The organism is Albidovulum denitrificans (assembly GCF_002973535.1).
In the GTDB taxonomy this organism is placed as follows: domain Bacteria; phylum Pseudomonadota; class Alphaproteobacteria; order Rhodobacterales; family Rhodobacteraceae; genus Albidovulum; species Albidovulum denitrificans.
Window position 1 is genome coordinate 52,220 of the sequence record NZ_PVEP01000013.1, and the last position, 23,608, is coordinate 75,827.

Annotated in this window: 23 protein-coding genes, 1 tRNA gene and 1 pseudogene; 12 read left to right on the top strand and 13 right to left on the bottom strand. The window is 66.3% G+C overall.

What is annotated here, in order from left to right; genetic code table 11:
• The first annotated feature begins 45 nt into the window (after positions 1-45).
• Genes LX70_RS19240 through LX70_RS19250 form a run of 3 tightly spaced genes read left to right on the top strand, consistent with a single transcriptional unit; the run spans position 46 to position 2,436 of the window.
• On the top strand, positions 46-573 hold the full coding sequence (locus LX70_RS19240) for a DUF721 domain-containing protein (RefSeq protein WP_105516416.1): 528 nt from the start codon (positions 46-48) through the stop codon (positions 571-573).
• 3 nt (positions 574-576) lie between these two features.
• Positions 577-1,293 carry a DsbA family protein gene (locus LX70_RS19245; RefSeq protein ID WP_105516417.1) on the top strand — a complete coding sequence of 239 codons (717 nt, stop codon included), beginning with the start codon at positions 577-579 and terminating at the stop codon, positions 1,291-1,293.
• Positions 1,294-1,296: 3 nt separating this feature from the next.
• Positions 1,297-2,436 carry a CaiB/BaiF CoA transferase family protein gene (locus LX70_RS19250; RefSeq protein WP_105516418.1) on the top strand — a complete coding sequence of 380 codons (1,140 nt, stop codon included), beginning with the start codon at positions 1,297-1,299 and terminating at the stop codon, positions 2,434-2,436.
• A gap of 246 nt (positions 2,437-2,682) precedes the next feature.
• Here LX70_RS19250 and lpxK read toward each other — a convergent pair whose 3' ends face one another.
• The 6 genes from lpxK to LX70_RS19280 all read right to left on the bottom strand — a co-directional run bounded on the left by lpxK (position 2,683) and on the right by LX70_RS19280 (position 8,979).
• Positions 2,683-3,675 (bottom strand): tetraacyldisaccharide 4'-kinase, encoded by a 993-nt coding sequence (gene lpxK / locus LX70_RS19255; protein WP_105516419.1) that lies wholly within the window; start codon positions 3,673-3,675, stop codon positions 2,683-2,685.
• Complete coding sequence (locus LX70_RS19260; RefSeq protein ID WP_105516420.1) at positions 3,675-4,904, bottom strand: 3-deoxy-D-manno-octulosonic acid transferase; 1,230 nt, start codon at positions 4,902-4,904, stop codon at positions 3,675-3,677. The genes lpxK and LX70_RS19260 overlap by 1 nt, the downstream gene beginning before the upstream one ends.
• A 12-nt stretch (positions 4,905-4,916) precedes the next feature.
• Positions 4,917-5,162, bottom strand: coding sequence for a DUF4170 domain-containing protein (locus tag LX70_RS19265; protein WP_105516421.1), 246 nt, complete (start codon positions 5,160-5,162; stop codon positions 4,917-4,919).
• A 99-nt stretch (positions 5,163-5,261) separates the two neighbouring features.
• Positions 5,262-6,077, bottom strand: a complete 816-nt coding sequence (locus LX70_RS19270) for a 3'(2'),5'-bisphosphate nucleotidase CysQ (protein ID WP_105516422.1) — start codon at positions 6,075-6,077, stop codon at positions 5,262-5,264.
• Complete coding sequence (locus tag LX70_RS19275) at positions 6,064-7,413, bottom strand: TldD/PmbA family protein (RefSeq protein ID WP_105516423.1); 1,350 nt, start codon at positions 7,411-7,413, stop codon at positions 6,064-6,066. Before LX70_RS19275 ends, LX70_RS19270 begins: the two co-directional genes overlap by 14 nt.
• A gap of 72 nt (positions 7,414-7,485) precedes the next feature.
• The gene (locus tag LX70_RS19280; protein ID WP_105516424.1) at positions 7,486-8,979 is read right to left on the bottom strand and encodes a hypothetical protein; all 1,494 of its coding nucleotides are present in this window, start codon (positions 8,977-8,979) and stop codon (positions 7,486-7,488) included.
• 90 nt (positions 8,980-9,069) lie between these two features.
• On the opposite strand from LX70_RS19280, the gene LX70_RS19285 reads away from it, so the two are divergent.
• Positions 9,070-9,687, top strand: coding sequence for an enoyl-CoA hydratase/isomerase family protein (locus tag LX70_RS19285; protein ID WP_105516451.1), 618 nt, complete (start codon positions 9,070-9,072; stop codon positions 9,685-9,687).
• A 35-nt stretch (positions 9,688-9,722) separates the two neighbouring features.
• Here the strand turns inward: LX70_RS19285 and LX70_RS19290 are convergent, their stop codons facing one another.
• The 5 genes from LX70_RS19290 to leuC all read right to left on the bottom strand — a co-directional run bounded on the left by LX70_RS19290 (position 9,723) and on the right by leuC (position 14,491).
• Positions 9,723-10,808 carry an endonuclease/exonuclease/phosphatase family protein gene (locus LX70_RS19290; protein ID WP_281260468.1) on the bottom strand — a complete coding sequence of 362 codons (1,086 nt, stop codon included), beginning with the start codon at positions 10,806-10,808 and terminating at the stop codon, positions 9,723-9,725.
• Entirely contained in the window at positions 10,805-11,641 is an 837-nt protein-coding gene (locus LX70_RS19295; RefSeq protein ID WP_245885145.1) for a hypothetical protein, read from the bottom strand. The genes LX70_RS19290 and LX70_RS19295 overlap by 4 nt, the downstream gene beginning before the upstream one ends.
• Before the next feature lie 275 nt (positions 11,642-11,916).
• Positions 11,917-12,522, bottom strand: a complete 606-nt coding sequence (gene leuD / locus LX70_RS19305; RefSeq protein ID WP_105516427.1) for a 3-isopropylmalate dehydratase small subunit — start codon at positions 12,520-12,522, stop codon at positions 11,917-11,919.
• A 39-nt stretch (positions 12,523-12,561) separates the two neighbouring features.
• On the bottom strand, positions 12,562-13,074 hold the full coding sequence (locus tag LX70_RS19310; protein WP_105516428.1) for an HdeD family acid-resistance protein: 513 nt from the start codon (positions 13,072-13,074) through the stop codon (positions 12,562-12,564).
• A 10-nt stretch (positions 13,075-13,084) separates the two neighbouring features.
• Complete coding sequence (gene leuC, locus LX70_RS19315) at positions 13,085-14,491, bottom strand: 3-isopropylmalate dehydratase large subunit (protein WP_105516429.1); 1,407 nt, start codon at positions 14,489-14,491, stop codon at positions 13,085-13,087.
• Positions 14,492-14,762: 271 nt separating this feature from the next.
• Here leuC and LX70_RS19325 point away from each other — a divergent pair, with 271 nt between their 5' ends.
• The 8 genes from LX70_RS19325 (at position 14,763) to LX70_RS19360 (ending at position 21,892) form a co-directional block, all read left to right on the top strand.
• Positions 14,763-16,103, top strand: a complete 1,341-nt coding sequence (locus tag LX70_RS19325) for a mechanosensitive ion channel family protein (protein ID WP_105516431.1) — start codon at positions 14,763-14,765, stop codon at positions 16,101-16,103.
• Between the two features lie 174 nt (positions 16,104-16,277).
• Complete coding sequence (gene rsfS, locus LX70_RS19330; protein ID WP_245885146.1) at positions 16,278-16,649, top strand: ribosome silencing factor; 372 nt, start codon at positions 16,278-16,280, stop codon at positions 16,647-16,649.
• On the top strand, positions 16,649-17,119 hold the full coding sequence (gene rlmH / locus LX70_RS19335; RefSeq protein ID WP_105516433.1) for a 23S rRNA (pseudouridine(1915)-N(3))-methyltransferase RlmH: 471 nt from the start codon (positions 16,649-16,651) through the stop codon (positions 17,117-17,119). The genes rsfS and rlmH overlap by 1 nt, the downstream gene beginning before the upstream one ends.
• A 67-nt stretch (positions 17,120-17,186) precedes the next feature.
• Positions 17,187-18,710, top strand: coding sequence for a 2,3-bisphosphoglycerate-independent phosphoglycerate mutase (gene gpmI, locus LX70_RS19340; protein WP_105516434.1), 1,524 nt, complete (start codon positions 17,187-17,189; stop codon positions 18,708-18,710).
• Positions 18,710-19,852, top strand: a complete 1,143-nt coding sequence (locus LX70_RS19345) for a murein hydrolase activator EnvC family protein (protein ID WP_105516435.1) — start codon at positions 18,710-18,712, stop codon at positions 19,850-19,852. The genes gpmI and LX70_RS19345 overlap by 1 nt, the downstream gene beginning before the upstream one ends.
• Positions 19,853-19,855: 3 nt before the next feature.
• On the top strand, positions 19,856-21,223 hold the full coding sequence (locus tag LX70_RS19350; RefSeq protein ID WP_105516436.1) for a S41 family peptidase: 1,368 nt from the start codon (positions 19,856-19,858) through the stop codon (positions 21,221-21,223).
• Positions 21,224-21,258: 35 nt separating this feature from the next.
• Positions 21,259-21,744, top strand: coding sequence for an RNA pyrophosphohydrolase (locus tag LX70_RS19355; RefSeq protein ID WP_105516437.1), 486 nt, complete (start codon positions 21,259-21,261; stop codon positions 21,742-21,744).
• A 58-nt stretch (positions 21,745-21,802) separates the two neighbouring features.
• Positions 21,803-21,892: transfer RNA gene (locus LX70_RS19360), tRNA-Ser, on the top strand.
• Positions 21,893-22,306: 414 nt separating this feature from the next.
• Here LX70_RS19360 and LX70_RS19365 read toward each other — a convergent pair.
• Positions 22,307-22,786, bottom strand: a complete 480-nt coding sequence (locus tag LX70_RS19365) for an SNF2-related protein (RefSeq protein WP_105516438.1) — start codon at positions 22,784-22,786, stop codon at positions 22,307-22,309.
• Positions 22,668-23,426, bottom strand: a pseudogene (locus LX70_RS19370) (IS21 family transposase); the annotation flags it as partial. The gene LX70_RS19365 and the pseudogene LX70_RS19370, both read right to left, overlap by 119 nt.
• Between the last annotated feature and the right edge of the window lie 182 nt (positions 23,427-23,608).

A 23,608-nucleotide genomic window follows, 5' to 3' on the forward strand; every position in this document is an offset into this window, starting at 1 on the left:
GCCCGCCAGCCTCTAACATAGGGTGCAGGAGATGAAAGGACAGGGATGGCGAAGAAGCCGGAGCAGTTTCGCAGGCACGCGCGCGGGTTCGAATCCGCCGCCGGGCTGCTGAAGCAGCGCATCCGCGCGGCGGGCGAAACGCGCGGTTTCGCCGTCTCGCGGCTTCTGACCCATTGGCCCGAGGTGGTGGGCGCGGACATCGCCGCGATGGCCCTGCCGGTGAAGATCGGCTATGGCCGCGACGGTCTGGGCGCGACGCTGACGCTTCTGACCACCGGCGCCTCGGCCCCGCTTCTTCAGATGCAATTGCCGAAGATCCGCGAGAAGGTGAACGCCTGCTACGGCTATAACGCGATTGCCAGGGTCGTGGTGACACAGACCGCCCCCACCGGCTTTGCCGAGGGCCAGGTGGCGTTCACCCCGGCCCCGAAACCCGCGCCCGCCCCGGCCGATCCCGTCACCCGCGCCAAGGCGCATGCGGTGTCGGACGGGGTACGCGACGAAACCTTGCGCGCAGCGCTTGAAGCTTTGGGCGAAAGAGTCTTAGCTCGCCCCCGACAAACGAAAGGCTGATCCATGAAACCGACCTATCTTCTTGCCGGCGCTGTGGCGCTTGTCGCCCTTGGCGGGGTTTGGGGGATGTCCCGCACCGCGACCGACCCGATCACCCTGATCGCAAGCCCGGCCATGGCGCAGGAGGCCAGCGTCAGCTCTGAAGCCGCACGGGTGCCGGACATGGTCCTGGGCCAGGAGGACGCGCCGGTCACGATGATCGAATATGCCTCATTCACCTGCTCGCATTGCGCGAATTTCCATGATGAGGCCTTCGCCAAGCTGAAGTCCGACTATATCGACACCGGCAAGGTGAAGTTCGTCTATCGTGAGGTCTATTTCGACCGCTACGGCCTTCTTGCCGCGATGATCGCGCGGGATGGCGGGCCGGAGAAGTACTTCAAGATCTCCGACGTCCTTTATGAGACCCAGCGCGACTGGATCTCGGCGGGCGACGACAAGGGGATCATCGACAACCTGCGCAAGATCGGTCTGAAGGCCGGGATCGACAAGGACAAGATCGAGGCGACGATCGCCGCGTTCGACACCTGCACCGCCGATATCAAGGCCTGCATGGAAACCGACAACATCGCCGGGGCGATGGTCGCGACCTATCAGGCGAACGCGACCGCGGACAACATCAAGGGAACACCCACGATCATCATCAACGGTGAAACGCATTCCGGCGAGATGAGCTATGAGGACCTGTCCAAGATCATCGACGCAAAGCTGGGCAACTAGGCGATGACGCCCCTTGCCGGTGTGAAGGTCGTCGAACTGGCGCGCATCCTGGCCGGCCCCTGGGCCGGTCAGACGCTTGCCGATCTGGGGGCCGAGGTGATCAAGGTCGAGGCGCCCGAGGGCGACGATACCCGCCGCTGGGGTCCGCCCTTCGTAGAGCGTGACGGCGACCGCGCGGCGGCCTATTTCCATGCCACCAACCGGGGCAAGAAATCCGTCACCGCCGATTTCCGCAAGCCCGAGGATCAGGACTTCGTCCGCGACCTGATCCGCGACGCGGATATCCTGATCGAGAATTTCAAGCTGGGCGGGTTGGCGAAATACGGGCTGGACTATGCCAGCCTGTCCGCGATCAACCCGCGCCTGATCTATTGTTCGATCACCGGCTTCGGTCAGGACGGGCCTTATGCCCATCGTGCCGGGTATGACTATATCATCCAGGGCATGTCGGGCCTGATGAGCGTGACGGGTGAACCCGACGGCCAGCCGCAGAAGGTGGGCGTCGCGGTCACCGACATCTTCACCGGCGTCTACGCGACAACCGCGATCCTTGCCGCGCTGCATCAAAGGGCGACAACGGGCAAAGGTCAGCACATCGACATGGCGCTCTTTGACGTCGCCACCTCGATCATGGCCAATCAGGCGATGAACTACCTCGCCTCTGGCACCGCGCCGATGCGGATGGGCAATGCCCACCCCAATATCGTACCCTATTCCGTCTTCGACTGCGCCGATGGCTGGATCATCATCGCGACCGGCAATGACGGGCAATACCGCAGGCTTTGCGCCGTCCTCGACCTCGACGCGCTGGCCGAGGCGCCGGAGTACCTGACCAATGCCGACCGGATCGCCAACCGCGCCGCCCTGACGGCGGCAATCAGCAAACGGACGCGGCAGTGGAACAAGGCCGACCTGCTGTCGGCCTGCGAAAAGCAGGGTGTGCCTGCCGGGCCGATCAACGACATGGCAGAGGTCTTTGACGACCCGCAGATCATGGCGCGGGGGATGCGGATCACCTGCGACGGGGTTCCGGGAGTGCGGTCGCCCATGACCTTCTCGGGCGCGGAGCTGGCAACCGGCGCGCCGTCACCGAAGCTGGGGGAGCATGACGCGGAGATCCGGGGGCGGCGGGGCAAGGGTTAGGACAAACCGCCAGTTCGGGCGGGTTGGCGATGAGCCCCTGCCCGGAACCAAGGCGCGTCCCGCGCCGCCGGGCATCGCCCGACCGCCCCACCGGGCGGGCGATATTGTGCCGTCACGACCCGAATAGCCGTTGGATGCAGGCCGCACCATAAAGCGCTACCGAACATCCCGTTTGACGCCCACCCGCGGTCGGGCAATACCCGGCTTTCCAAGCTTCAGCATGGTCCGCACAGCCGACAGCCCCGATCAAAGCCCAAGCGCCGCAAGCCTCGTATCAAGCGGCGCCCAGTCATCCAATTCCAGCCGCACCGGCACCGTCAGGACATTGGCGCGCATCGTATCGGGCAGGCGCACGGCGTCCTTCTCGGTGGTGACAAGCTGCGCCCCAAGGCTGGCGGCTTCGTTTTCGATCCGGTGCAGCAGCGCCGTCGTCAGCGGCTGGTGATCGTCCAGCGGGACCGAGCGCAGCACCTCTGCCCCCAACTCGCGGAGCGTGCGAAAGAACTTTTCCGGGTGGCCGATCCCTGCGAAGGCCAGAACGCGCAGGCCCTGCCAATCCATCCCCGTCGCCAGCGGCGCCAGCGCGCCGGTCAGCCTTGGCACCGTGACGGCCCTGCCCCAGACCTCGCCGAACCGTTCCTGCGCGGCGGCGTCACCGATGGTCAGGCAGAAATCGGCGCGGGACAGGCCCGTCGCAACCGGCTCTCGCAGTGGACCGGCGGGCAGGCAGAGGCCGTTGCCAAAACCCTTCTCGGCATCGGCGACGACGATCGACAGGTCCTTGGCCAGTGCCGGGTTTTGAAACCCGTCATCCATCAGGATCACCCGCGCGCCTGCGGCAACGGCCGCCCGCGCCCCGGCGGCGCGGTCGCGCGCGATCCATGTCGGCGTGAACCCGGCGAGCAATAGCGGTTCATCCCCGCAATCGGCGGCGCTGTGCTTGCGTTCATCGACCCGTACCGGCCCTTCCAGCGCCCCGCCATGGCCCCGGCTGACGATATGGGCGGTGACGCCCCGCGCGGCCAACCGCTGCGCCAGGGCAATGACGGTCGGCGTCTTGCCGGTCCCGCCCGCGTTCAGGTTGCCGACGCAGATCACCGGCACGCCGGGATGGAACGGCATACCCGCCGCCAGACGGCGCGCGGTTCCGGCGGCATAAAGACGGCCAAGCGGCGCCAGCAGCCTTGCGGCAAGGCCGGGATGGTCGGGCGGGTTGTCCCAGAACTTTGGCGGTCGCATCACGCCCCTGCATCGGTGATCGACGGCGCCCGGTCAAGACAGGACAGGATGATGCGCGCGATCCGTTCCGTCACCTCTGCCCCGCCAGAGGACGCGACCCAGGCGTTATGCGCCAGAAGGGCGGCCTTGTCCGGGGCGATCAGGTCCGCCACCGCCCCGCTCAGCCCCGCGCCGTCGGCGACACGCCGCGCCGCCCCGGCCTCGGCCAGACGGGTATAGGCGTCGGGATAGGGGCCGGGTTCGGGACCGTGCAGGATGGCCGAGCCTAGGGCCGCGGGTTCATAGGGGTTGCGTCCGCCGCCTCCGGGCAGAAGCGTTCCGCCCATGAAAGACACCGGGGCGAGGCGATACCAAAGGCCCATGTCGGCCTCACCATCGGTCACCAGAACCTGCACCTCGTCATCGGGCGCCTCATCCTCGGCCCAGCGCGCGACGCCCCAGCCTTCGGCCTGACAGCGCGCGGCCAGCACCCCGGCGCGCTGCGCGTCGGCGGGCGACAGGATCAGCAGCATCCGGTGCGCCAGTCGCAGCGCATGGGCATGGGCGGCCAGCACCGCCGTCTCTTCCGCCTCGGGGCAGGCGGCGACCAGCCAGACCGGCCGCGCCCGCAATATCTCGGCCAATTCAGCGCGCTCCCCCTCATTGCAGGTCAAGGGGTCGCTGCTTTCCTCGATCCGCCCGGCCACCTCGACCTGCGCGCCCGCGCCAATGATCTTGTGCAACCGCCGCGCGCTGTCGCCGTCCTGCGCCAGAATACGGGTGAACCGCGAGAGGAGAGAGGCAACCATGCCGCGACGAAAGAAGCCCGACCAGTCGCTTTGCGCCGGCACGCGGGCATCGGCGAGGATCGCGGGAATGTCCCGGTCATGCAGGGCGACGATGGTCACCGGCGGAAGCGTGGACCCGGTCAGAAGGAAAAGATCGGGCTGCCAATGGTCAAGGAAGCCCTGCACATCCGCCTTCTGATCGGCGGGGGGCGCATCGGTCAGCACCGTTTCGGGGAAGGCGTCGGGGTCCAGCGGACCCTCCGACGTCACCAGGATCGACAGGTCGGGACGATCGCGCGCGATGCGGTCAAGAAGCTGGCCCAGGCTGCGGGCCGAAGCACCGCCCCCCGCATGCGCCCAGACCAGCGACCCACCGGGCCGCGACGGGCGCAGGGCCGCCGGGGCGCCGTCACCGCGCCCGGCAGTCCGCAGGTAAAGCGAAAGGGCAAGGGACCGCTTCATTCCCGCAGGGGATCACCCGCCAAGTTCTTCGGTCGGCCCGCTTTCCGCCTTCTCATCCCGCAGGCGGTGGATATGGGCGATGAAATAGCGGGTATGGGCGTCATCGACGGTGCGCTGCGCCTCGGCCTTCCAGGCGTTATAGGCGCTGGCATAGTCGGGAAAGACACCGACGACGTGGATCTTGGACGGGTCCTTGAAAACCGTCTTGGTCGGCGTGACAAGCTCGCCTCCGAAGACAAGGTGCAGGCGCTGGGTCATCGTTCCCTCCGGGCTTAGCCTGTTGCGGGCGCCACCCTATGCCAAGGCGTGCCGCGTCTCAAGGCACCGCGCGGGGTGGCGGGGGGTTAAATACGGAAATTACAAGGTTTTTCGAAGCGTCGGCGGCTGACTTCCCGGCGTGGCAAGGCCGCCTTGCAGCACCTGCCACAGCGCGCCGCCCGCCGCGATCACCCCGTCGGCGCGCGGATCGGGTCGATTGAAGCGCAGGCCAGCGCCGCTCCGGTCGGTCACGGTGGCCCCCGCCCGACGCGCGATCAGGTCGCCCGCCGCGATGTCCCATTCCCAGCTTGGCCGCAGCGTCAGCGTCGCGTCGAACCGCCCCTCGGCCACAAGGCAAAGCCGCCAGGCGAAAGAGGCGCGGAACACCCGCCGCACCGGGGGCGGCGTGCGGCCCGCCCAATGCTCCGGTGCCAGGGTCGACGCCGAAGTCAGGACCGTGGCCCCCCCGGCATGGTCGGGCTGGGCGGCGGCGATGGGCTTGCCGTTCAGCGTGGCCGGGCCATCCTCGGTCGCGGCGTAAAGCGCGTCACGTTCGGGCAGGTAGACGACGGCAGCGGTCACCCGCCCGCGCTCGGCAACGGCAAGGGCATGGGCGAAACTGGTGTCCCCCTCGATAAAGGCGCGGGTGCCGTCGATGGGATCGACGATGAAGCAGCGGTCATGGGCCAGCCGGGCGGGGTCGTCCGGGGTTTCTTCGGACAGCCAGCCGTAATCGGGCCGGGCGGCGCGAAGTTCCTCCTTCAGCATCCGGTCCACGGCCAGGTCGGCGGCGGTCACCGGACCGGCCCCGCCCGGCTTGTCCCAGGTCTCGGGGCTTTGACGCCAGAAGCCATGCGCGATCCGCCCCGCGGCGCGCGCGGCGTCGATCAGAAGGTCGAGATCACGCCCCGGCAAGCGTCAGACCTTCGACCAGCAGGCTTGGCACCACATGGGCCAGATAGGGCCGCGCGTCGTTCGCGGGCGTGATCCGCATCAGCATGTCGCGCAGGTTTCCGGCCACGGTGCATTCGTTGACGGGATAGGCGATCTCCCCCCCCTCGACCCAGAAGCCGGAGGCGCCACGCGAATAATCCCCCGTCGTCGGGTTGATGGAGGAGCCGATCATCGAGGTGATAAGAAGCCCGGTCCCCATCTGCCCAAGCAGGTCCTTGCGCGTCAGCACCCCCTGGCTGAGCGAGATGTTGGAATTCGACGGCGAGGGTGGCGAAGAAATGCCACGCGCCGCCGAGGCGGTGGAGGTCATGCCCAGCTTGCGCGCCGTGCCAAGATCAAGCGTCCAGCCGGTCAGGATGCCGTCCTCGACAATGGCGCGGGGCGCGGCGGGCAGCCCTTCGGCGTCGAAGGGGCGCGACCCGGAAATGCGCGGGCGGCGCGGGTCGTCGATCACCGAAAGCCCCTTGGGCAGCACCTGCTCCCCCAGCTTGTCGCGCAGCCACGACGCGCCGCGCGCCACCGAAAGACCGTTTGCCGCTCCCAGAAGATGCCCGATCAGCCCGGCGGCGATGCGTTCGTCGAAGAGGACCGGGTAGGCGCCGGTCTTCGGCTTGCGCGCGCCCAGCCGTTCCACCGCACGTTGCCCGGCCAGCGCGCCGATGCTTTCGGCGCCCGGCAGATCGTCCTGGTAGACGCGGGATTCCGCGGCCCAGTCACGCTCCATCCCCAGCCCCTCGCCCGCGACGGCGACGGCCGAGGTGGCGCGCGAGGTGCGCGTGTAGCCGCCGGAAAATCCGTTGGTCGCGGCAAGGTGGATCATGCGCCGCGAATAGCTGGCCGAGGCCGCCTGACATTGCGCCACGCCCTTGACGGCCAGCGCCGCCGCCTCGGCCTGACGCGCGTCGGCTTCCAGTGCGGCCGCCTCGGGTTCCGGGGCCGGGTCGGCAAGGTCGTACTCCGCAGGCTCCCACCCGGTGATGAGGTCGGCGGGATCGGCAAGGCCTATCGTCGCGTCCTCGGGCGCCTCGCGCGCCATGGCGACGGCGCGTTCGGCCATCTCGCCGATGGTCCGTTCGGAAATGTCCGAGGCGGAAACGCAGGCCTGCCGCTGCCCGACAAGGACGCGCAGCCCGATCTCGATCCCCTCTGCCCGCTCGGCCTGTTCAAGCTGTCCGGCACGGACATCGACGCTGATTGCAGCACCGGACACGGCAAGCGCATCGGCGGCATCGGCACCCGCCTTGCGGGCGGAGCGCAACAGCGCCTCGGTCAACGGGGCAAGGCGGTCATCGGTCATGGTCTTTTCCGGTTCGGGATACCGCAAGACAGGTAGTCCGCCTGCCGCCGACGCTCAACCCCCCAATGGGTTTCAGGGGTTCGGAAACCGGTAAAGCACCTGCCCGTTGACGCGGACATCGCCACCCTGATCCGCCTCGATATGCGAGGTCACGCCATCCGCCCCCTTCGGCACGGTGAAAAGCGCAAGGCCCAGCCGCAGCCCGGTCGCCTGTTCCTGCGACATCAGTTGCATCGCCACCAGCCGGTCAAGAAGCACGTTGGCGCCGGTGATCTCCACATCCGCCGTCCCGACCGGGCGCGGCTCTGGCCCGTCGTTCAGGAACCGCGCCGTCCCCGAACCGGCCACATCAACGCCGACAGCCGACAGCTTCAGCGCGTTCAGCGAGGCGGTTTCGACCTCAACCGGCGGTCGGGTGGCGGTTACCTTCCCCCCGCCCAGCGCCCGCCCGATCAGGCGTAGCGTTCCGGTCAGGTCAAGATGCAGGGACATCGGGTCATGGGGCAGGGTCTGCGACGGGTCGGCCATGGCCCAGAGGCCTTCGGAAAAGGTCACCTTGTCCAGCGTGGTCCCCAGTTCGAAAGGTGCCGCACGGGGCGCGGGCAGCATCGGTCCCGCAAGGGCGATGCGTACCCCATCAAGGCCGATCTCTGCCGGGACCGGCAGGCTTGGCACCTGGATCACCGCCCGCGACGGACCCGAGGCCAGCAGGACCCGGCTGCCATCGGGGGCGACGCGGCTTGCGATCTCCCCCTCCGCCAGCCCGGCCTGCACCGTGGTCGTCTCCTTGCCGCCGAACAGGTCGGCGGTGATATTGCCCGAGGCGAATTGCAGCCGATATTCGGCGCGAAAGCCCGCCTTCAGCATCGCCTCGACCGTGTCGGGCAGGGACCCGGCGGGGGTCTGGATGCCGGTCGTCAGCGTGACGCCGTTCAGCGTCCCCTTGGCCTTGAAATCCCGCTGCGCGCCGCCCGGCGTGGCGATGTCGAAGGTGGCGCTGTCGAAGGTGGCGCTGGTATCCTTGATCGTCACGCCCGATGTGGTCACCCGGCTTTGCCCGGCCCCGCCCGCAAGCCGGATCGTGGCCCGCGCAGGCACGTCCCGCCCGATCAGCTTCGGCGCAGAGAGTGCGGCCGTCATCTCTGGCGCGACGAAATCCAGCGTCAGGTCGCCCGGCACGCCCGAGGCGGTGACGCGCAACCCCGACTGGACAAGGCGGACCTGCGAGGTCGCGCCCTTCACCTTGCCCCGCAGGCTCCAGAACGCGGCGTCGATCTGGTCTGCCAGTGTCAGTTCGACCCTTCCGTCGCCAAGGTCGCGAAAGCGCATAAGGGGTATCTCGACCTGCCCGCCCCAGCTTGTCGCCGCCCAGGACAGCGTCGCGCCGGTGACGACCAGCGCATCGGGCGTCCGGGTCGTGCCTTCGACCTGCGCGTCCATGCCCGACTGCGCGTAACCGTCCCGCATGGTCTGCCACAGATCCTCGGGCGTCAGATCGGCCCGCGCGGTGCTGGCGGCGAACCCGATGACAAGGCCGGTGACGACGCTTTGAACGATCCGCTTCATGGTCCTCCCTTCCCGGCCCCAAGACCGCTGGAACTTGCGCCGCCGATGCTGATAGACCGGGGGCAACAGCAAAGCCGGGGCGAGGGGCGCATGATCAGGGTGGCACGAAACGAGGACCTGTGGAAGATCACTCTGGATCGGCCGGAAAAGGCCAATTCCCTGACCGGCGCCATGCTGGCCCAGATCCGCGACACGGTGCGCGATGCCTCGGGCCAGGCCAAGGCGCTGATCCTGACCGGCACCGGCAAGGTCTTTTCCGCAGGCGCCGATCTGGATGAGGCGCGCGCGGGCCTTGCGACTTCTCCGCTTTGGGAGGAGCTTTCGGGCGCGCTGGCCACCGCCCCCTGCCTGACCATCGCGGCGCTGAACGGCACACTTGCGGGCGGGGCCTTCGGCATGGCGCTGGCCTGCGACCTGCGCATCGCGGTGCCTGAGGCGCGGTTCTTCTATCCGGTCATGCGGCTTGGCTTCCTGCCACAGCCTTCGGACCCGGCGCGAATGGCCGCGCTGATCGGCCCGGCGCGGGCGAAGATGATCCTGATGGCGGGCCAGAAGATCCCCGCGGATGAGGCGCTGTCCTGGGGGCTGATCGACCGGATCGTCCCGCAGGCCGACCTTCTGGCGCACTCAGAGGAGATGGCGCAAGACGCGCTGGCCGCCGGGCGCGATCATATCGGGGGCATCAAGGCGCTGATCCCGCGGGGGTGAGCGGTTCCCACGTCGCGGGGGCCTTGCAAGGCGCGTTACGGCAGGTCGATGTCCACCCAGACCATCCGATGACGTGAGGCGGCCGTGGCCTCTGCCGCGCCGTCTTGCCCTTCGGCGGGCCAGAAAACCCCGGCGCCGGTCAGGGTAAGGTCGGCCGAGGGCAGGACGTAGTCGACGCGCCGGTTCCCCGGCCCGTCCTCGGGCCAGTCGGCGGTGTCAAGCGCCGGGTCGCCCTGCTGTGCGGCATTCACGCCGCCTTGTCGCGCCGATGCCTCCGGTCCGCCCGCGCTTTTCGGCGCCGGGTCCCGCAGTCGGCCATCTGCCAGAAGGGCAGACAGCGCTGCGGCGCGGCCGTCGCCATCCGTGGGGTCAAGATTGGCGTCCCCGGCGATGACGAAGGGCGCTTTGGGCGCGGCGAAGGGCAGATCGCCATCCAGAAGCCGGGTCCAGAAGGCTGTTTCGTCGTGATTGCGGTGGCCGTTGCGATCCTCCGGCCCGTCGAAGACCGGCGGCGTGGCGTGAAAGGCAAGGATCGTCAGGCGGCGACCGTCCTCCGGCAATTCGACCGGCACCGCCCAATGCCCGACCGAGGACAGGCGCTGCACCTCCACAGCATCAGGCGACAGCCCCGCCCCGTCGATCAGCGCTTGCGGCAGATCGCGCCAGAGGAAGGCGGAGAAGTCCCGCGCCGCATCCCCGTCAACCGGCAGGCGCGACAGGATCGCCATGCCGCCCTGCCCCGAGAACATGCCGAAACCCTGCGCGTCGCCGGGGCCGCCCAGCCGCCCGTCGCCGTCAAGGTCAATGCCACTGGCCATGCCGCTGTTCGGGCGGCGGGCGTAAAGATGGGCGTAGTCCGGCCCCCCGGCTGCCGCCACAAGGGCTGCCAATTCCGACAGCGCCCGCAGGTCATGGTCATAGTCGATGCCGGTCAGGACGAGGATGTCGGGGTGGGTGCGCGCAATGACCGCCACGACGGCCGCCACCTGCGCATCCTTGCCCGCGCGGATGTCGCGCAGAAGAAGCCCCGGCCCCTCGCGGCTCAGGTCGGCGTTCCAGGTCGCGATCCGCAGCGTTTCGGCCGACAGCGGCAGCGCCAGCAGCGCCGCCGCAAGCGTCAGGCCGGCAGCAGCTCCGCCTCGGCGGCAAGGTTGTTCTGACGCCGCTTCTCGGCGATCATGCCGGCGATACGGCCCATCGCGATACCGCGCATCAGAAGGCTGGCGGGAAGGAAGGCCCATGCGGTCATCGTCCAGATCAGGGTTTGCGGGCTTTCCAGCGTCACCGGCTGGAAAGCGATCGCGGCGACCTTGACGGCGGCCGGGATCAGGAAGGGCAGCAGGAAGCCCAGCGCGATGTTGAAGCGCGCGTCGCGTTCCAGCCGTTCGACCACGTCCCCGCCGGTCGTCGGATCGAAGGTCGGCAGGTTGATCCAGACATTGAAGCTTCCCATCCGGCTCGGCCAGCCGAGGATCCGCATGGTGATGACGAAGACGATGATCGTGGAGAGGGAGATCAGGTAGCTGAGACCTGCGGTACTGCGCACAAGGATCAGGTGACGCAGGCTCATATCCTCGGGCAGCATCAGGACGACAAGGCGGACCGGGCTGTAGGGGACGTCGATCACGCCGCCAAGCTTGTTGCCCAGCGCGCCGATGAAATTGGTCAGCGTCGTCGGTTCCGTCTGGCCACGCACGATGGTGGAGAGCAGCAGGACCGTCACGAAAAGCGACAGGAACCGGACCCGGTTGAAGGGCGGGGCATCGCGGAATTCGACGAGGCCGGGATAGGTCGAGGCATATTCGAAGAAGGTCAGGGCGGCCGCGAAGAGGGCGACCAGCGCCACGATCTGCGTGGTATCGGAGGTGACCGAGGGCAACATGAGGGAAGGCGTCGCGATCAACACCATTACCAACAACGCGCGCACGAATGCGCCTGTGATCTGCGAAATCACGTCCTAGCCCCTCAACCTGGCGGGGACGGATACGGTGCCGCGCCCCTCTTCCACATTGAATCCGCCATCTGTGACGGACTGCCTCATTTTTGCCTTTATTTTGCCCACTTCCAGCTCCCCTTCAACGTTCCTCCCGTTTAAGCGGGTCTTTGGGGCGTTTTCGTGGAAGAAGTGGTGCGGCATTGCATCAATTCACAAGCAAGAATCCGCCGACATTCGCGCAAGAATAAGGCCGCCCCCAAGGGGCGGCCCAAGATGTTGTGGTTAAGGGGTTTTCAGACCCAAGGACGCGCCTGGGCGGCGGTTTTCTCGAATGTGTCGATGGCCGACACTTTCTCAAGCGTGAGGCCGATATCGTCCAGACCGTTCAGAAGGCAGTGCTTGCGGAAGGCATCGACCTCAAAGGCAAAGCTCTGCCCGTCGGATGTCGTGACGGTCTGGTTTTCCAGATCGACGGTCATGCGCGCATTGGCGCCCTTGCGGGCGTCGTCCATCAGGACATCGACCACCTCTTGCGGCATCACGATCGGCAGGATGCCGTTCTTGAAGCAGTTGTTGAAGAAGATGTCGGCGAAGCTGGTGGAGATCACGCAGCGGATGCCGAAATCAAGAAGCGCCCAGGGCGCGTGTTCGCGCGACGACCCGCAGCCGAAGTTGTCGCCCGCGACGATGATCTCCGCCTGGCGGTAGGCGGGCTGGTTCAGGACGAATTCCGCAATCTCTTCGCCGTCCTGCGTGAACCGCATCTCATCGAAAAGGTTCTTGCCCAGCCCCGACCGCTTGATCGTCTTCAGGAACTGCTTGGGGATGATCATGTCGGTGTCGATATTGACCAGCGGCATGGGCGCCGCGATGCCGGTCAGCTTGGTGAACTTGTCCATCGTGATGGTCCTTGCTTGGGGCCGCGGCCCCGGATGATGTCAGCGCTGGCGCGAGATGAGGCCAAGCGCGATGAGGGCGGCGCCTTCGAACAGAAGCTGGATGCCCAGAAGCAGACCCAGGATCGAGGTCGCGGCGGTCGCGATATTGCCGAGGATCAGAAGGCCGATCAGGGCCGACAGCGCGCCCGAGACGAGAAGCAGCCAGAAATAGCGGCTGTCCCGCATCCGAAACGCGATGCCCAGCCTGGCACCGCCGCTCATCACGAACAGAAGTCCGACGATCAGCGTCAGCGACAGGGTGCCAGCCACGGGATTGGCCAGAAGCATGACGCCGATCACCAGCGTCAGCAGGCCCAGCGCCCCGTGCCAGAGGCGGTGGTCGTCCTCGGGGGTGGACCAGGCAGCCCAAAGCTGCCCGATCCCGGCGACAAGGAAGAAGATCCCGACCAGTGTCGTGACGGCGATCGACGCGGCGAAGGGATTGGCAAGGGCAAGAAGCCCGCCGATCGCCATGAACGCGCCAAGAACGATGAACACGAGCGGGAGTTTCATTCCAGTCTCCTTATATGAGGTCACGCACGTCGGTCAGATGCCCTGTCACCGCCGCCGCCGCCGCCATTGCGGGCGACATCAGGTGGGTGCGTCCGCCGCGGCCCTGACGGCCCTCGAAGTTGCGGTTGGAGGTCGCGGCACAACGCTCACCAGGGGACAATTGATCCGGGTTCATGGCAAGACACATCGAACACCCGGCCAGGCGCCATTCGAAACCGGCCTCCTTGAAGATCTCGGCCAGCCCCTCTTCCTCGGCCTGCGCACGCACAAGGCCGGATCCCGGCACGACCATCGCGCGCATGCCCGGCGCGATCTTCTTGCCCTTCAGGATCGCGGCGGCGGCGCGCAGGTCCTCGATCCTGCCGTTGGTGCAGGAGCCGATGAAGACGGTGTCGATCTTGATCTCGCTCAGCGGCGTGCCGGGTTTCAGGCCCATATAGTCAAGCGAGCGTTGCGCCGCCTCGACCTTGCCACCCTTGAAGTCGCCCGCCGCCGGAACCACGCCGGTGATCGGCAGAACGTCCTCGGGCGAGGTTCCCCAGGTGACGACAGGGGCGATATCCTCGCCCTTCAGGGTAACGACCTTGTCCCAATGGGCGTCGTCGTCGGATTTCAGCGTCTTCCACCAGGTCAGCGCAGCTTCCCATTGCGCGCCCTTCGGCGCGTGGGGGCGGCCCTTGACGTAGTCGAAGGTCACCTCGTCCGGCGCGATCAGGCCCGCGCGCGCGCCGCCCTCGATCGCCATGTTGCAGACAGTCATGCGGCCTTCCATGGAAAGATCGCGGATCGCCTCGCCACAATATTCGATGACATAGCCGGTGCCGCCGGCGGTCCCCGTGGCGCCGATCACCGAAAGCGTGATGTCCTTGGCGGTCACACCGGGGCGCAGCTTGCCGGTGATCTCGACCTTCATGTTCTTCGACTTCTTCTGGATCAGCGTCTGGGTGGCCAGAACATGCTCAACCTCCGACGTGCCGATCCCGTGCGCCAGCGCCCCAAAGGCGCCGTGAGTGGCGGTGTGGCTGTCACCGCAGACCACCGTCATGCCCGGCAAGGTCCAGCCCTGCTCCGGCCCGACGATATGGACGATACCCTGACGGATGTCGGACACCGGGTAATAGTTGATGCCGAAGTCCTTGGCGTTCTTGTCCAGCGCCGCGACCTGGATCGCGCTGTCCTCGGTCATGTTCTTCGGGTCTTCGCGGCCCGGCGTGGTGGGGACGTTGTGATCCGGCACCGCGATGGTCTTTTCCGGCGCACGTACCTTGCGGCCGGTCATGCGCAGACCTTCGAAGGCCTGGGGTGATGTCACCTCATGCACCAGGTGCCGGTCGATATAGAGCAGGCAGGTGCCGTCGTCCTGGGTATCGACGACATGGGCGTCCCAGATCTTGTCATAGAGTGTTTTGCCAGCCATGGCAGTATCTCACATTTAAGGAATGGATATAGGCGTCGCGCGCGGCCGAACCACGCAAGGCAGCATCAAAGTCGCGCGAGGACGGAACGGCTTTCGCCGTGAAAGCGCCACGGCAGCCGGGCGCGGTCATCCATGTCGAAATAGCGCTTCATGGGATCAGCGGATACACCTTCCGCCCTTGTCCCGCAAGAGAGGCCGAAGCGCCCTGCACCGCCGCCAACCTTGCCTAGAGGCCCGCAATCCTGCCTAATGGTCCCGACGGAGGGCGTCTATGGAGTTCGAGTTTCAGCAGATCGTTGCCTGGCTGACCGGCATCTGGGCCGAGGTGCAGCGCAACGCCAAGCTTATGGTCCTGCCCTATCAGCTTTTGCAGATCGCGGTGATCGTCGGCTGCATCGTCGTGGCGTGGATCGTTGCCCGGACGCTCGGCCCCCGGCTTGAGGGCTGGGCGCTGTCGAAATCGGGGCGGCCGAAATGGCAGTTGCGCTGGATCGTGATTCTGCGGCGCCGGATGCAGCTTGGCATCTTCGCGCTGCTGGCCTGGGCGGCGACGGGGGGCTTTGCGCTGCTCTACACCTTTCCGTCGCGGCGCTACCTGCTTGCGCTGGCCGCCACCATCGCAACCGCATGGTTCTTCATCGGGATCGCGACTCAGGTGGTCAGGAACCGTTTCCTGCGCAAGATCATCGGCTGGGGCCTGACGGCCTATGCGACGCTTTACTACGTCGGCTATCTGGATGAGGCGACGGGTTTCCTCGACCGGGTCGCGATCAGTTTCGGCGATTTCAACCTGTCCCTGCTGGCGCTTCTCAAGGCGGCCGTCGTCACCGGCCTTCTCTTCTATGCCGCGCGCCTTCTGTCGACCACCGCCGCCGCGCGCATCCGCGCGAATGAAGACATCAGCCCGTCGATGCGGGTTCTGACGGTCAAGTTCCTTCAGATCACGCTCTATTCCGCCGCCTTCTTCATCGGGTTGAAGGCGGTGGGCTTCGATCTGACGGGTCTTGCCGTCCTGTCCGGCGCCATCGGTGTCGGCCTTGGCTTTGGCCTGCAAAAGGTGGTGTCTAACCTCGTCTCGGGCATCATCATCCTGCTGGACAAGTCGGTGAAGCCGGGCGACGTGATCTCGCTGGGCGATACGTTCGGCTGGATCGAGTCGCTGGGCGCGCGCTATGTCTCGGTCGTTACGCGGGACGGCAAGGAATACCTGATCCCAAATGAGGACCTCATCACCGGGCAGGTCGTCAACTGGTCGCATTCGCATGAATTCGTGCGGATCGACCTGCATTTCGGCACCTCGTACCACGACGACCCGCACCTTGTCCGCAAGCTCGCCGTCGAGGCGGCGCTGGGTGCCAACCGGGTGCTTCAGAATCGTCCCGCCGTCTGCCACATCACCGGCTTTGGCGACAGTTCGGTCGATTACATCCTGCGCTTCTGGATCCGCGACCCGGTCGAGGGGCTGACCAACGTGCGCGGCGCGGTCTATCTGGCGCTGTGGGATACGTTCAAGGAACACGGCATCTCGATCCCCTTCCCGCAGCGCGAGGTCAAGGTGCTGGACGGGTCGGTTCTGGCCATGCGCGGGGGGGCGGAAAGTGGCAGTTCCTGACCCGCGCCAATCGTCGCCTGCCCAAATTCGGGTCACATTGAGATTTTACATTTGCGATGTTACCTTGAAGACAGGCCCTGCGTCGGGGCAACCATGCGACGCGCAACCCAGGAGGACGATGTCCTGTTTCACTCTGAAAAGTCGGCCCCAGTCGCGGCCGCAGGGCGGGTGCCGATGACGGCGACGCCCACCGAGATCACGAGCGATGCGCTGCTCGCCCGGATTCTCTCTTCCCTCGATGACGACAAGGCCGAGGACGTGGTGACGATCGACCTGCGCGGTCGGTCCTCCGTGGCCGATTTCATGGTCGTCTGTTCAGGCCGGTCGTCGCGTCAGGTCGCCGCGATCGCCGAAAAGCTGATCGAACGGCTGAAGGCCGATCTGGGCCGCACCTGCAAGGTCGAAGGCAAGGAACAGGGCGACTGGGTCCTGATCGACGCGACCGATGTCGTCGTCCATGTCTTCCGCCCCGAAGTGCGGGACTTCTACCAGCTTGAGAAGATGTGGATGCCCTCGGGCGCCGCAGTCGGGGCGCAAACGAACTGATGCGCCTGCACCTATGCGCCGTGGGCCGGCTCAGGGCCGGTCCCGAGCGCAGCCTGGTGGATGATTACCTCAAACGCTTCGACCGCAGCGGGCGGGCGCTTGGCCTTGGCCCGGTGACCGAGCATGAGGTCGAGGACCGCAAGGGCGGCGGGATGGCCGCCGAGGCGGGCCTGCTGGCCAAAGCGATCCCGCAGGGCGCCGCGACGATCCTGCTGGACGAACGCGGGCGCATGATGACCTCACCCGATTTCGCCGATCTTCTGGCACGGTTCCGCGACACCGGCAGACAGGATGCCGCGCTGGTGATCGGCGGCGCCGACGGTCTGTCGCCTGATCTGCGCGACGGTGCCGATGCGGTCCTGTCCTTCGGCCCGATGGTCTGGCCGCATATGCTGGTCCGCGTGATGGTCGCCGAGCAGCTGTACCGCGCCGCCTCGATCCTGGCAGGCGCGCCCTATCACCGGGTCTAGGGCGCCGAACCCGGTTGCCGAGGACGCGCCACGCGACTAGAGGAAGAGCGCCGGAACGGAGGAAGCCATGACCCATCCGAAACCCGTAGTTCTCTGCATTCTCGACGGCTGGGGCCTGAGGGAAGAGACCCAGGGCAATGCCGTCGCGCTGGCCGATACGCCGAATTTCGACCGGATCATGCGGGACTGCCCCCATGCCCAGCTTGTGACCCACGGGCGCGATGTCGGGCTGCCCACCGGGCAGATGGGCAATTCCGAGGTTGGCCACACCAATATCGGCGCGGGCCGTGTCGTGGCGATGGACCTTGGCCAGATCGACCTGGCCATCGAGGACCGGAGCTTTTTCTCGAACGCCGCGATGGGGGCCTTCATCCAGACGATGAAGGCCGATGGCGGCACCGCGCATCTGATGGGCGTTGTCTCTGACGGCGGCGTCCATGGCCATATCGACCACGTCCTTGCGGCCTGTGAGGCGGTGACGGCGGCAGGCGTCCCGGTCGCGCTTCATGCGGTGACGGACGGGCGCGACGTGGCGCCGAAATCCGCCGACCGCTTCATTGCCGACCTGGCAAAGCGCCTGCCCACGGGCGCGACGGTCGCCACGGTGACGGGGCGCTACTTTGCCATGGACCGCGACAACCGCTGGGACCGGGTCAGCCGCGCCTATGAGGCGATGGTGCAGGGCAAGGGGCTGACCGCCCCCTCCCCCGCCGATGCGGTCAGCGAGGCCTATGCGCGTGGCGAGACCGACGAATTCATTCAGCCGACCGTGATCGGCGGCTTTACCGGCGCCAAGGATGGCGACGGTTTCTTCTGCCTCAACTTCCGCGCCGACCGCGCGCGGGAGATCCTGCTGGCGGTGGGCGAGGACAGTTTCGCAGGCTTCGAACGCGGGTCCCGCCCGCACTGGGCGGCGCTTCTGGGCATGGTCGATTATTCCAAGACGCATGACGCCTTCATGGCCGCCGCCTATCCCAAGCGCCCGGTGACCAATACGCTAGGCGCCTGGGTCGCCGCCAAGGGGCTGACCCAGTTCCACTGCGCCGAGACCGAGAAATATCCCCATGTCACCTTCTTCCTGAACGGCGGCAAGGAAGCCCCCGAAGCGGGCGAGGATCGCTATATGGCCCCCTCCCCCAAGGTCGCGACCTATGACCTTCAGCCGGAAATGTCGGCGCCCGAGGTGTCGGACCATTTCGTCGAGGCGATCGGGAAGGGCTATGACCTGATCGTGGTGAACTACGCCAACCCCGACATGGTCGGCCATACCGGCGTGGTTGCCGCCGGGATCGCCGCCGTGGAGGAGGTCGACCGCGGGCTGGGCCGTGTTCTGGCGGCGCTGGAACAGGTGGGCGGGGCGATGATCGTCACCGCCGACCACGGCAATTGCGAAACCATGATCGACCCGGAAACCGGCGGGCCGCATACGGCGCATACGACCAACCCGGTGCCGGTGATCCTTGTCGGCGGCCCCGAAGGTGTTCGCCTGCGCAACGGACGGCTGGCCGACCTTGCGCCGACGCTTCTGGACCTCATGGGCCTTGACCTGCCCCCGGAAATGACCGGCAAGACCCTGATCGAGCGCGGCTGATGCGGCGCTGGGCGGGGGTTCTTGGCCTGGCGCTTCTGTGCCTTGGCGCGCCGGGTGGCGCCGCCACGACCGATCCTTCGATCCCCGCCGCCGAAGAGGCCGCGCAAAGCCTGCGTGAGGCGGTCACCGCGCTGAAGGACGCGCGCGGCGCCTCGAACCGGGTCAAGGCGCTGACCCGCACGATCATGGCCTATGAAGACGGGCTGGCCGCGCTGCGCGATGCGATCCGCCGCGCTTCGGTCCGCGAAGCGGAGATCGAGGCGGGGTTTCAGGCCCGGCGCGGCCGTATCGGCGAACTTCTCAGCGTCATGCTGACGATGGAACGCGATCCCGCGCCCCTGCTGCTTTTGCACCCCAACGGGCCGGAGGGGACCGCGCGGGCGGGCATGATCCTGTCCGCCGTCGCCCCCGCGCTTCAGGCCGAGGCGGAGGCGTTGCGCGGGCAGCTTGAGGACCTCAAGCGCCTGCGCGCGCTGCAAGCGGATACCAAGGACACGCTGTCGCGCGGCCTCGTCGCCGCGCAGGAGGCGCGCGCGGCCCTCAGCCAGGCGGTGCAGGACCGCACCGACCTGCCGACCCGCTTCCTCGACATGCCCGAAGAGCTTAGCGCGCTGCTGACCAGCGCCGACAGCCTTGATGCCTTCGCGGCCGGTCTGGCCGGGATCGAAACCGACATCGGCGCCCCGATGGAGGATTTCGAAGGCGCCAAGGGGACGTTGCCCCTGCCGGTCCACGGCACGCTTTTGCGCACGGCGGGCGAGGCCGACGCGGCCGGTATCCGCCGCCCCGGTATCCTGATCGCCACACGCCCGGCCGCGCTGGTCACCGCGCCCTGGCCCGCGACGATCCGCTATCGCGGCCCGCTTCTCGACTACGGAAATGTGATGATCGTTGAGCCTTCGGCAGGCTATCTTCTGGTTCTTGCAGGGATAGAGACGGTATATGGCGAAACCGGAGACGTGATCGAGGCGGGCGCGCCCCTTGGCCTGATGGGCGGTCAGGAAGACAGTGGAACGCTTCTTCCCGCCGAAGGGCAAGAAGGCGGTGGCACAGGGCGCACGGAAACGCTTTATATAGAGCTGAGACATGGAAAGGAGCCTGTGGACCCCGGTCCCTGGTTCGCGGAAACGAAGGAAAACTGAGCGATGAAGAAATTCGCGATGGCTGCGCTGGGCGGGACGGTCGCCGGGGTTCTGCTGACCACCCAGATCGCCGGGCCGCTTCTGGCCGAGGAGGCGAAGAAGGGCGGGTCGGTCTACGAACAGCTTGACCTCTTCGGGGACATCTTCGAACGCATCCGCTCGCAATATGTCGAGCCGGTGGACGAGGGCAAGATGATCGAGGCCGCGATCAACGGCATGCTGACCTCTCTCGACCCGCATTCCAGCTACATGTCGGCCGACGCCTTCGCCGACATGCGCGTCCAGACGCGCGGCGAATTCGGTGGCCTCGGGATCGAGGTCACGCAGCAGGACGGTTTCATCAAGGTCGTTTCGCCCATCGACGGCACCCCTGCGGACAAGGCCGGGATCAAGGCCGGCGATTTCATCACCCATGTGGATGGCGAAAGCGTCCTTGGCCTGACGCTTGATCAGGCGGTCGACAAGATGCGCGGGCCGGTCGGGTCCGAGATCGTCGTGACCATCGGCCGCGAAGGGACGGACGAACCCTTCGACGTGTCGATCATCCGCGACACGATCAAGCTGACCGCCGCCAAGTCGCGGGTCGAGGGCCACAGCGTCGTCCTGCGCGTCACCACCTTCAACGACCAGACCTATGACAACCTCGAAAGCAGCATGAAGAAGGCGATCGAGGATGCGGGCGGGATGGACAAGATCAACGGCTTCGTCCTTGACCTGCGCAACAACCCCGGCGGCCTTCTGACGCAGGCGATCGCGGTCTCGGACGCCTTCCTCGACAAGGGGGAAATCGTGTCGACCCGCGGCCGCAACCCGCAGGACAGCGAACGTTTCAACGCCGAGACGGGCGATCTGGCGCAAGGCAAGCCGATGGTCGTGCTGATCAACGGCGGCTCTGCCTCGGCGTCGGAGATCGTGACCGGCGCGCTTCAGGATCATCACCGCGCCATCGTCGTCGGCACCAAGAGCTTTGGCAAGGGTTCGGTCCAGACGGTGATCCCGCTGCGGGGCGAGGGCGCTATGCGCCTGACCACGGCGCGCTATTACACGCCGTCGGGCCGGTCGATCCAGTCGCTTGGCATCTCGCCCGACATCGTGGTCGAACAGCCCGAGGTGAAGCCCGAGGACAAGGCCGAGGATGAGGCCGCCTCGGCCGCCAAGCGGATGCGGTCCGAGGCCGACCTGCGCGGCGCCATCTCCAACGACTCGATGACCGAGGATGAGAAGAAGGTGCTGGAGGAAGAACAGCAGAAGGCCGAGGAGGCGGCGAAGCTGCGCAGCGAGGACTATCAGCTTGCCTATGCAATCGACATCCTCAAGGGCCTGTCCGCGATTCAGCCCGACGCGGCGGAATTGCAGGCGGCGAAGCAATAGGAAGGCGGGGCCGGGCAACCGGCCCTTTTTCATTGATGACCAGCACCGATGCCTCTTCCCTGCCCTACCGCCCCTGCGCGGGGGTCATGCTTCTGAACCCCAAGGGCCTGATCTTCGCCGGTCAGCGCAAGGACAACCCGGTTTCCGCCTGGCAGATGCCCCAAGGCGGGATTGACGCGGGCGAAAAGCCCCGCGCCGCGGCGCTGCGCGAGCTTTGGGAGGAAACCGGCGTCACCGCCGATCTGGTGGAATTCATCGCCAAGTCCCCTGACTGGCTGACCTACGACCTGCCGGAAGAGCTTCTGGGAAGGGTCTGGGGCGGCAAGTTCCGGGGCCAGCGGCAACGCTGGTTCCTGTTCCGCTTCCTCGGCCGCGACGACCAGATCGACATCGCCACCGAGCATCCCGAATTCTCAGAATGGCGCTGGGTCACGGCCGATGAGATGCTGGCCTCCATCGTCCCCTTCAAGCGCGCGGTCTACGCCGAGGTCGTCCGCGCCTTCCGCGACCACCTCGCCTGACCCGTCCCCCCCGAATATCCGCTTGCTCCGCCCCGGCCCAACCATTAAACGGGCAGGCGGAGTGGTGGCCGAGTGGTCGAAGGCACACCCCTGCTAAGGGTGCAGGCGGGAAACCGTCTCGAGGGTTCGAATCCCTTCCACTCCGCCACCACATAAGTCATTGATTTTAAATAATTTTGCGCCTCGCGTATTGTGGCGTGATTTCCGCGGCTTGCCAGGCGTTGCGCTCCCTAGAGACTTGAAATTGCAGGCTAAATATCCACCCAAAATGGCCTGAGTCTCTGTTTGGCATTTGGCGCGGTACGGTTTTCAGGTGGCGCGTCCGGCGCTGGACTTGACTTCTCGCGGATTGGAAGCTGGCGCGCCTTATGCGTTGTCCTGTCATCTGTCCTGAACGGCTTCGCTGCGGAAAGATCAGGGTGTGAGGGACCTATCTTGGCGCATGCCATTTCATGACCTTTCTATTTCGGGCAGACCGATGCAGCGACACGACTTCAATCATATTGATAACTTCTGTCCGAACGCTGCTCTGGTGGGGTCACCTGGTCGCGTTCGAATGTCCTCAGGATCGCGGAATGGACAAGCGCCCCGAGAGGTCGATGAATTCGTCTGCATTCTCGATGGCGGTGATGGCAGGGTGAACCGAGACCGAGCGAATGTGATGCAGCATCTTGAGCGCTGCCCCTTTTGTCCCCGTTGCCAGTTTGTCCCGTGCTCGTTCATAAGCCTCTGCCTGCACATCTGGCATCACCCGTGGATGCAATATCCGTGTCTTCAAGGGCAGTTCCTTGGCCACGTCCTCTTTCAGGCGCCGCAACGCCATCGGAGGCAAGCCCTGGTTCACTTCAAATACGAAGTCGTAGAGCGCTTTTAGGCGGCCTTCCTCGGGCGTGCTGTAGAGCTTCCTAAACTCCGTGAGCGGCACCAGACGACCAGGCGCGAGCTGTTCCAGAATGGCCCAGAGGTCGGTCGTGGAGTTCTCGATGGGTGTGGTAATGGGCGCACAGCGCCTCGTAGCGTGTCGTAAGGTCAGCCCACGCATCGCTGTCGAGATTGCGGAAAGCCGCCGACAGGCTGTCGCTGCGATGATAATGCGGCGCAGCCCCCACCGACCAGAGTGCATTCTGAAGCCCTTCCGCCAGGGCGACGAAGCTCTCGCCTCCGAGGATGACATGGGCATGTTCAAAGCCCGACCACGGCAGGCGGAAATGGTAGAGCAGATGAACAAGGGGCTGGCCTGCAATCGTTACGCCGAGCGGACCCGTATCGGTGAAATCCGACAGGCCGAGCCGGCCGGGCTCGTGAACCTGCCGGAAGATCACCTCCTGATCTTCGCCATGTTCGGCCCGCCAGGCCCGAATCCGGCGCTCCAGCGTCCGGCGAATACCCGGGGACAATTCCGGGTGGCGGCGCAACATCTCCTCGTAAACAGCCACCGGACGGATACCCGGCGCGGATTGCAGCAAGGGAACAACCTCGACGTCGAAGATTTGCTGCAACGGGTCGGGCCGCCGCCGTCCCCGAGGCTGCGCTTTCTGCGACGGCAATTGCGGATCCTGCACGATACGATAGCCCGTCGCACGGCTCATCCCCGCCTTGGCCGCGGCGGTTCCGATGGGGTGGTTTTGTCTCAACTTCATGAAAAGTCTCATCTGATGATCGGTTACATGGCGCCCCGGCACAAAGGTGGGTCTCCCTTCCTGGAAACCGCCAGTGTAGCAGGCCGGCCGCGATCACAGACCCCGTAACCGGGCGAAGCGGCGGGTGTGTGCCTCCGGTCGGGCTACGCCCTCCCTCCGACACACACCCGCCGCAGCGTCTCATCCTGATTGACGCGGAATCTCACCCTGATTGTCGCGCCGCA

Coding starts and splice junctions, on each gene's coding strand:
- LX70_RS19310 (WP_105516428.1), bottom strand. CDS start 13,074: ATGAAACTCCCGCTCGTGTTCATCGTTCTTGGCGCGTTCATGGCGATC.
- lpxK (WP_105516419.1), bottom strand. CDS start 3,675: ATGCGACCGCCAAAGTTCTGGGACAACCCGCCCGACCATCCCGGCCTT.
- gpmI (WP_105516434.1), top strand. CDS start 17,187: ATGACCCATCCGAAACCCGTAGTTCTCTGCATTCTCGACGGCTGGGGC.
- rlmH (WP_105516433.1), top strand. CDS start 16,649: ATGCGCCTGCACCTATGCGCCGTGGGCCGGCTCAGGGCCGGTCCCGAG.
- rsfS (WP_245885146.1), top strand. CDS start 16,278: ATGACGGCGACGCCCACCGAGATCACGAGCGATGCGCTGCTCGCCCGG.
- LX70_RS19250 (WP_105516418.1), top strand. CDS start 1,297: ATGACGCCCCTTGCCGGTGTGAAGGTCGTCGAACTGGCGCGCATCCTG.
- LX70_RS19260 (WP_105516420.1), bottom strand. CDS start 4,904: ATGAAGCGGTCCCTTGCCCTTTCGCTTTACCTGCGGACTGCCGGGCGC.
- LX70_RS19275 (WP_105516423.1), bottom strand. CDS start 7,413: ATGACCGATGACCGCCTTGCCCCGTTGACCGAGGCGCTGTTGCGCTCC.
- LX70_RS19285 (WP_105516451.1), top strand. CDS start 9,070: ATGATCAGGGTGGCACGAAACGAGGACCTGTGGAAGATCACTCTGGAT.
- LX70_RS19240 (WP_105516416.1), top strand. CDS start 46: ATGGCGAAGAAGCCGGAGCAGTTTCGCAGGCACGCGCGCGGGTTCGAA.
- leuC (WP_105516429.1), bottom strand. CDS start 14,491: ATGGCTGGCAAAACACTCTATGACAAGATCTGGGACGCCCATGTCGTC.
- LX70_RS19355 (WP_105516437.1), top strand. CDS start 21,259: ATGACCAGCACCGATGCCTCTTCCCTGCCCTACCGCCCCTGCGCGGGG.
- leuD (WP_105516427.1), bottom strand. CDS start 12,522: ATGGACAAGTTCACCAAGCTGACCGGCATCGCGGCGCCCATGCCGCTG.
- LX70_RS19325 (WP_105516431.1), top strand. CDS start 14,763: ATGGAGTTCGAGTTTCAGCAGATCGTTGCCTGGCTGACCGGCATCTGG.
- LX70_RS19280 (WP_105516424.1), bottom strand. CDS start 8,979: ATGAAGCGGATCGTTCAAAGCGTCGTCACCGGCCTTGTCATCGGGTTC.
- LX70_RS19350 (WP_105516436.1), top strand. CDS start 19,856: ATGAAGAAATTCGCGATGGCTGCGCTGGGCGGGACGGTCGCCGGGGTT.
- LX70_RS19245 (WP_105516417.1), top strand. CDS start 577: ATGAAACCGACCTATCTTCTTGCCGGCGCTGTGGCGCTTGTCGCCCTT.
- LX70_RS19365 (WP_105516438.1), bottom strand. CDS start 22,786: ATGCGTGGGCTGACCTTACGACACGCTACGAGGCGCTGTGCGCCCATT.
- LX70_RS19265 (WP_105516421.1), bottom strand. CDS start 5,162: ATGACCCAGCGCCTGCACCTTGTCTTCGGAGGCGAGCTTGTCACGCCG.
- LX70_RS19345 (WP_105516435.1), top strand. CDS start 18,710: ATGCGGCGCTGGGCGGGGGTTCTTGGCCTGGCGCTTCTGTGCCTTGGC.